The 7,118-nt window shown below is 70.1% G+C and carries 8 protein-coding genes; 4 read left to right on the forward strand and 4 right to left on the reverse strand.

Annotated elements, in window-relative coordinates:
- The 3 genes from D9R02_RS10740 to D9R02_RS10750 all read left to right on the forward strand — a co-directional run.
- A partial coding sequence (locus D9R02_RS10740) for a uracil-DNA glycosylase family protein (RefSeq protein ID WP_498071526.1) occupies positions 1 to 322 on the forward strand: 322 nt, incomplete at its 5' end.
- A 184-nt stretch (positions 323 to 506) separates the two neighbouring features.
- Entirely contained in the window at positions 507 to 893 is a 387-nt protein-coding gene (locus D9R02_RS10745; RefSeq protein ID WP_019309509.1) for a YchJ family protein, read from the forward strand.
- A 50-nt stretch (positions 894 to 943) separates the two neighbouring features.
- Positions 944 to 1,462 (forward strand): O-acetyl-ADP-ribose deacetylase, encoded by a 519-nt coding sequence (locus D9R02_RS10750; protein WP_019309508.1) that lies wholly within the window; start codon positions 944 to 946, stop codon positions 1,460 to 1,462.
- Between the two features lie 305 nt (positions 1,463 to 1,767).
- Here D9R02_RS10750 and D9R02_RS10755 read toward each other — a convergent pair whose 3' ends face one another.
- Entirely contained in the window at positions 1,768 to 2,307 is a 540-nt protein-coding gene (locus D9R02_RS10755) for a GNAT family N-acetyltransferase (RefSeq protein ID WP_082141965.1), read from the reverse strand.
- Positions 2,304 to 3,290: a malate dehydrogenase gene (locus D9R02_RS10760; RefSeq protein WP_019309505.1), complete on the reverse strand. Its 987-nt coding sequence runs from the start codon at positions 3,288 to 3,290 to the stop codon at positions 2,304 to 2,306. The genes D9R02_RS10755 and D9R02_RS10760 overlap by 4 nt, the downstream gene beginning before the upstream one ends.
- A gap of 139 nt (positions 3,291 to 3,429) precedes the next feature.
- On the opposite strand from D9R02_RS10760, the gene tpx reads away from it, so the two are divergent.
- Positions 3,430 to 3,927 carry a thiol peroxidase gene (tpx, locus tag D9R02_RS10765; protein ID WP_047978054.1) on the forward strand — a complete coding sequence of 166 codons (498 nt, stop codon included), beginning with the start codon at positions 3,430 to 3,432 and terminating at the stop codon, positions 3,925 to 3,927.
- Positions 3,928 to 4,157: 230 nt separating this feature from the next.
- On the opposite strand, the gene D9R02_RS10770 is transcribed toward tpx, so the two are convergent.
- The gene (locus tag D9R02_RS10770) at positions 4,158 to 6,371 is read right to left on the reverse strand and encodes an NADP-dependent isocitrate dehydrogenase (protein ID WP_121566892.1); all 2,214 of its coding nucleotides are present in this window, start codon (positions 6,369 to 6,371) and stop codon (positions 4,158 to 4,160) included.
- Between the two features lie 224 nt (positions 6,372 to 6,595).
- Positions 6,596 to 7,118, reverse strand: a 523-nt coding sequence (locus D9R02_RS12135; RefSeq protein WP_259463954.1) for a LapA family protein, incomplete at its 5' end; no start/stop codon positions are given.

The following is a 7,118-nucleotide window of genomic DNA, read 5'->3' on the forward strand; positions in this document are numbered from 1 at the left end:
GCCCCCCCCCGACGAGAAGGCCGCGTGCGGTGGCTGGTTCGACCGCGAGATCGCCCTGCTCACCGAACTCCGCGGCATCCTGGCCCTTGGCGGCATCGCGTGGCAGACGGTGCTCGCCGCGGCCGTGCGGATGGGCTGGGAGGTGCCCCGGCCGCGCCCCAAGTTCGGGCACGGCGTCGTCGTGCCCCTGCGCACCTACGACGGGCGGGACGTGCGGCTCGTGGGCTGCTACCACGTGAGCCAGCGCAACACCTTCACGGGCCTGCTCACCGAGCAGATGCTCGACGACGCCCTGGCGCTGGCCGCCGCGCCGCCCGCCTGAGCACGGGCCCCACCGATGTCGCCCACCGATGGCCCCGACGGGGCGGTCGTGCTCCGGCGTGTGGACCCGCCCGAGGCGCGACCACGGGAACTCGACTGCCCGTTGGGATGCCCCGCCGGCCGGTCCGTGCCCGGCGGCAAGGGTCGCTCTGCGCGGGAAGCGGGTGCGGGTACTCTCGGGGAGCATGAACGTGTGTCCCTGCGGTGGTCTGCCTGCCGGTGCGTCCCTGAACGAGTGCTGCGGTCCCGCGCTGAACAACGAGACGTGGCCGGACACGGCCGAGACGCTGATGCGCTCGCGGTACACGGCCTACGTCCTGGGCGCGGAGGACCACCTGTTCCGCACGTGGCACCCCCTGACCCGCCCGGCGGAGATCTCCATCGACCCCGAGACCCGGTGGATGGGTCTGCGGGTGGACAGCACAGTGGACGGCGGGCCCGAGGACGAGCACGGGATCGTGGAGTTCACCGCGGCCCACGTGAACGAGGGGCGGTCGCTGGAGCTGCACGAGGTCTCCGAGTTCGCCAGGCGCGCGAAGCGCTGGATGTACGTGGGCCCCGCGTACGAGTGAGCGGCGCCGTCTCGAGGGGCCGCCGTCGTCGTGCGCAGTAGGGTTGGGCCATGAACATCGAGATCCGCAAGGGCGACATCACCACGGTGGAGACGGACGCGATCGTCAACGCCGCCAACTCCAAGCTGCTCGGCGGCGGGGGAGTGGACGGCGCGATCCACCGGGCGGCGGGCAAGCAGCTGCTCGCGGAGTGCCGGAAGTTGCGGGAGACCACGCTCAAGGACGGTCTGCCCGCGGGGCAGGCCGTGGCCACGGACGGCTACGACCTCCCCGCGCGCTGGGTCATCCACACGGTGGGCCCGGTCTACGCCAAGACGAAGGACAAGAGCGACATCCTGGCGTCCTGCTACCGGGAGTCGCTGCGCGTGGCGGACGAGATCGGTGCCACGTCCGTGGCGTTCCCGGCCATCTCCGCGGGCATCTACGGCTGGCCCATGGACAGTGCCACGCAGATCGCGGTGAACACGGTGCTGCACACGGACACGACCGTGGAGACGGTGGTGTTCGTGCCGTTCTCGGCGGAGGCGGAAACCGCCTTCCGAGCAGCCCTCGACGCCGCGCGGGCCTGACTCGACACGGCAGACCTGACCCGCCCGCAGCTGGCCGTGTGCGCTCTCTAGTGGAGTAAATGCACCGGGAACGGGCCCGCGGTGCATTTACTCCACTTCACAGCATGAGCTGCCCGGGACCACCTCGGCACAGCCCCGGGTCGGCGCGGTCCGGCTCCAGCTCCGCCACGGAGGCATCGATGCGGGTAAACATCCGGTGGGTAAGTCCTCGCAACGCCTCATGATCCGGAACAGCGCACCTGCCTCGCTCCGCGACGATTCTCCGGATGGGTCATATCGGTTCTGCGGCATGGTGAGCTGACTGTTCAGGTAACGCGGCCGGTCGAGACACTCTCCAACGAGCAGGCGAGCCGCAGGTCATCCGCGCCCGGTCGCTGCTCGAAGGCCCCCGAGGTCCGCGAGAGTTCCACGAAGCCGAGGGACAAGAACAGCCGGATGGCGGGGACATTGGTGGACAGCACCTTCAGCCAGACCTGGTGGCCGTCGTGCTGAGCGGCTCGGTCCAACGCCGCGCGTACGAGCTGGCGGGCCACTCCCTGGTGGCGTGCTGCTGGAGCCACCGCCAGTCCGGCGATGTACCAATCGCCGAACGGCCCCGACTCGGGGCGAATCTTGACGTAGCCCACGATGCTCCCGGACCGGCAGGCCACCAGCACGTCCTGCACCGTGGTTCTGGTGGCTGGTCCGAAGAAAGGACGGTCGGCACTCCAGTGATCACCGGGATCGGTGCGTGGGGACCATCCCGCATGGTCGATCTGGGCCAGGATCCTGTCGTCCGCACGGCATGCGGGCCGGAGGAGAATCTTGTCCGGCCCCGGTACCTCGGCGCGCTCGCGGCCGATCAGATCAGGCCCAGTTCATCCACCGCGGCGCGCTCCGACTCCAGCTCCGCCACGGAGGCGTCGATGCGCGCACGCGAGAACTCGGAGATGTCCAGACCCTGCACGATGGACCAGTCCCCTCCGGACGTGGTCACCGGGAAAGAGCTGACCAGCCCCTCCGGCACACCGTAGGAGCCGTCCGAGACCACGGACATCGAGGTCCAGTCTCCGCGGTGGTTGCCCAGCATCAGGTCCCGGGCGTGGTCGATCGTGGCATTCGCCGCAGATGCTGCCGACGACGCCCCGCGGGCTTCCAGGATCGCCGCACCGCGCTTGGCCACCGTGGGGATGAAGGTGTCCTCGACCCACTCGCGGGACACCAGGTCCAGGGCCGGGCGACCGGCCACCCTGGCGTGGTCCAGGTCCGGGTACTGGGTGGCGGAGTGGTTGCCCCACACGGACAGGTGCTTGACGTCGTTCACCGCCGCCCCGGTCTTCGCCGCGAGCATGGCCACGGCCCGGTTGTGGTCCAGCCGGGTGAGCGCGCTGAACCGGGACGCGGGAATGTCCGGGGCGTTGCGCTGGGCGATCAGCGCGTTCGTGTTGGCGGGGTTGCCGGTGACCACCACGCGGACGTCGTGGTCCGCCACGTCGTTCAGGGCCTTGCCCTGCTCGGTGAAGATCGCGCCGTTGGCCTCCAGGAGGTCACCGCGCTCCATGCCCTTGGACCGCGGGCGGGCGCCGACGAGCAGGGCCAGCTGGGCGCCGTCGAACACCTTTCGGGGGTCCGAGCCGATCTCCACGTCCGCGAGCAGCGGGAACGCGCAGTCCTGCAGCTCCATGACCGTGCCCTCCAGGGCGGGCAGCGCGGACGGGATCTCGAGCAGCCGCAGGCGGACGGGGCGTTCACGGCCCAGGAGGTCTCCGTGCGCGATCCGGAAGAGCAGGCTGTAGCCGATCTGGCCGGCGGCTCCGGTGACGGCCACGGTGACGGGTGTGAGGCTCACGGGTTCTCCTCCTGGAACGGGTGACGCCTGTGTGGTGCGTCACACGGGGGTGCGGTGGCTCCGAGGCTATCAACAGCACCTGTTCAGCGCACGGCGGAAGCTCCTGTCGGCGTGTGCCGCGCCCGGTCAGAATGGAGTCATGGCTGAAACTGCAATGCAAGGAAATCCCGTGCACACCGTGGGCGAGCTGCCCGCCGAGGGCACGTCCGTCCGCTCCTTCGACCTGGTCGGCGCCGATCTGGGGCCGGTGGCCTCGGAGGAGTTCACCGGCCAGCGCATGGTGCTCAACATCTTCCCGTCCCTGGACACCGGCGTGTGCGCCCAGTCCGTGCGGGAGTTCAACCAGCGCGCGTCCGAGCTGCAGAACACCACCGTGCTGTGCGTGTCCAAGGACCTCCCGTTCGCCCAGGCGCGCTTCTGCGGCGCCGAGGGCCTGGACAACGTGGTCACCGCCTCCGCGTTCCGCTCGTCCTTCGGTGAGGACTACGGCGTGACCATGACGGACGGCCCGCTGCAGGGTCTGCTCGCCCGCGCCGTGGTGGTCGTGGACGAGAACGGTCAGGTGGTCCACAGCCAGCTCGTCCCGGAGATCTCGCAGGAGCCGGACTACGACGCCGCCGTGGCCGCCCTGTCCTGACCGGTACCTCACGCCCCGGGACAGGGCGGACTGAGCTCGTGCCCTCCTGACCCGTGCGTGGCGCGCCGCCCCTGCGGGAGCTCGTTGCCCTCGCCGGGCCGCGCCCCAGACAGAACCACGCCGCCGCGTCTCCATAAAAGGGGGCGCGGCGGCGTCGTCATAGGAGGGCGTGGTGCGAGGACCGCGCCGGGCACGCGGCGCGCCCGGAGGTGCGCCGCGTGCGGAGCGGATCAGGCCGTGAGGGAGCCCATGATCCGGTTCAGCGTGGCGGACGGGCGCATGACGCCCGACACCAGCTCCGGCTTGGGCCAGTAGTAGCCGCCCAGGTCCGCGGGGGAGCCCTGAACGCCGAGCAGCTCGGCGTTGATGGTCTCCTCGTTGGCGCGCAGCTCGGAGGCGACCCCCTGGAAGGCCTGGGCCAGCTCGGCGTCCTCGGTCTGCCGCGCGAGCTCCTCGGCCCAGTACATGGCCAGGTAGAAGTGCGAACCGCGGTTGTCCAGCTCGTTGACCTTGCGGGACGGGGACTTGTTCTCGTTCAGGAACGTGCCCGTGGCCCGGTCCAGGGTGTCCGCGAGAACCTGCGCCTTGGGGTTGTCGAAGCGCGTGGCGAGGTGCTCGAAGGACGCCGCGAGGGCGAGGAACTCACCGAGGGAGTCCCAGCGCAGGTGGTTCTCCGCCTGCAGCTGCTGCACGTGCTTGGGGGCAGAGCCGCCGGCACCGGTCTCGAACAGGCCGCCGCCGTTCATGAGCGGCACGATCGACAGCATCTTCGCGGAGGTGCCCAGTTCCAGGATGGGGAACAGGTCCGTGAGGTAGTCGCGCAGCACGTTGCCGGTCACCGAGATGGTGTCCTCGCCGCGGCGGATCCGGTCGATGGTGAACTTGGTGGCCGCCACGGGGGAGAGGATGCGGATGTCCAGCCCGTCCGTGTCCTCCTGCGCGAGGTACGTGTTCACCTTCTCGATCAGGTTGCGGTCGTGCGCGCGGGACTCGTCCAGCCAGAACACGGCGGGCATCCCGGACTCGCGGGAGCGGCGCACGGCCAGCTGCACCCAGTCCTTGATGGGGGCGTCCTTGGCCTGGCACGCACGCCAGATGTCACCCGGCTGAACGTCGTGGGACATGAGCACGTCCCCGGCAGAGTTGACCACCTGCACGGTGCCAGCCTCGGTGATCTCAAAGGTCTTGTCGTGGGAGCCGTACTCCTCGGCCTTCTGCGCCATGAGACCCACGTTCGGCACGGTGCCCATGGTGGTGGGGTCGTACGCGCCGTTCTCGCGGCAGTCGTCGATCACGGTCTGGTACACACCGGCGTAGGAGGAGTCCGGCAGCACGGCCAGGGTGTCCTTCTGCTCGCCCTCGCGGCCCCACATCTGGCCGGAGGTGCGGATCATCGCGGGCATGGAGGCGTCCACGATCACGTCCGAGGGCACGTGCAGGTTGGTGATGCCCTTGTCCGAGTTCACGTAGGCCAGCTCGGGGCCGTTGTCGATGGCCTCCTGGAACGCGGCCTTGATCTCGGCGCCGTTCTCGAGGGCGTCGAGGCCCGAGAGGATCCCGGCCAGTCCGTCGTTGGGGGAGAGCCCGGCCTTGGCCAGGTCCGCGCCGTAGCGCTCCATCACGTCCTGGAAGAACGCGCTGACCACGTGGCCGAAGATGATGGGGTCCGAGACCTTCATCATGGTGGCCTTGAGGTGGGCGGAGAGCAGGATGCCCTCCTCCTTGGCGCGGGCCACCTGGGCCTTCAGGAACTCGTCCAGGGCGGCGGCACTCATGAACGTGGCGTCCACCACCTCGCCGGCGAGCACGGGCACCGACTGCTTGAGCACGGTGGTCTTCCCGTCGCTGACCAGCTGGATGGTGAGGGTGTCGTCCGCGGGCATCACCACGGACTGCTCGTTGGTGCGGAAGTCGTCGTGACCCAGGGTGGCCACGTTGGTCTTGGAGTTCTTTGACCACGCGCCCATGGTGTGCGGGTGCTTCTTGGCGTACTCCTTGACGGCCTTGGGCGCCCGGCGGTCCGAGTTGCCCTCGCGCAGCACCGGGTTCACGGCGGAGCCCTTGACTCGGTCGTAGCGCGCGCGGATGTCCTTGGCCTCGTCCGAGGAGGCGTCCTCCGGGTAGTCCGGCAGGTCGTAGCCGTCCGCCTGCAACTCCTTGATGGTGGCCTTGAGCTGCGGGATGGAGGCGGAGATGTTGGGAAGCTTCACAATGTTGGCTTCCGGGGTCTTCGCGAGCTCACCGAGCTCCGCGAGGGTGTCCGGGACGCGCTGCTCGTCCGTGAGCCGGTCCGGGAACTGCGCGAGGATGCGGGCGGCCAGGGAGATGTCCCGGGTCTCGACCTCCACCCCGGCGGTGGACGCGAACGCCTCGACCATGGGCTTGAACGAGTACGTGGCCAGCATGGGCGCTTCGTCGGTCTCGGTGTAGATGATCTTGGGCATGGACAATGACTCCTTGCATCGACGGTCACTGGGGCTGCCCTCCAGCCTACCCGCAGTGGGGCCCCGCGAACCCTGCCGGGACGGGCCGTGATCGGCTGGCGGGCCCACGCTGCCGGGCGCCGCCGTGCCGCTGCGGTGCCCGCCGCCGGGATGACGACGGCGCACGGCACCGCCCCGGGGGTCGGTCGCCGTGCGCCGTGGTCGGCAGTGGCCGCCGCGCGGGGTCAGCCCTGCAGGGCGTGCTTGATCCGCTCGCGCTCCCTTTCGAGCTTGCGCAGCCGGTGGCTCAGCGTGAACATCCGCACGGAGCCCACGAGCGCCATGATGAGCGCGCCCGCAATGGCCGAGAGCAGCATGGCCACCCCCAGGGGCAGGGAGAAGCTCCAGGCGAGGAACTCGAACTGGGTGGCCACGTTGTTCTGGATGATGAAGACCAGCAGCAGGATCAGCACGACCACGCCCACGACCAGCGCGGCCCACACCGTCCCGGAGACGCCGCGCTTGGCGGGGGTGTCCAGAGCGGGGTCCACCACGGGGTCGTAGGTCCCCGCGTACTCGCTCGTTCCCGTCTCCTCACCGCGCGCGGTGCCTCCGGTGGGCGACGCCGCCCGCCCGGCCCCCGTGGGCGCGGCACCCGCGGTTCCCGTCTGGTGTGCGCCGGACCCCGTGACCGCATGCTGGTCGAGGGCACCGTCCGCGTGGTCGCCGCGCACCGGCCCGCGGTTCTGCGGAGGCAGGCCGCCGTGG

Origin of the sequence: Kocuria rhizophila, from assembly GCF_003667225.1 — a bacterium.
Lineage (GTDB): Bacteria > Actinomycetota > Actinomycetes > Actinomycetales > Micrococcaceae > Kocuria > Kocuria rhizophila.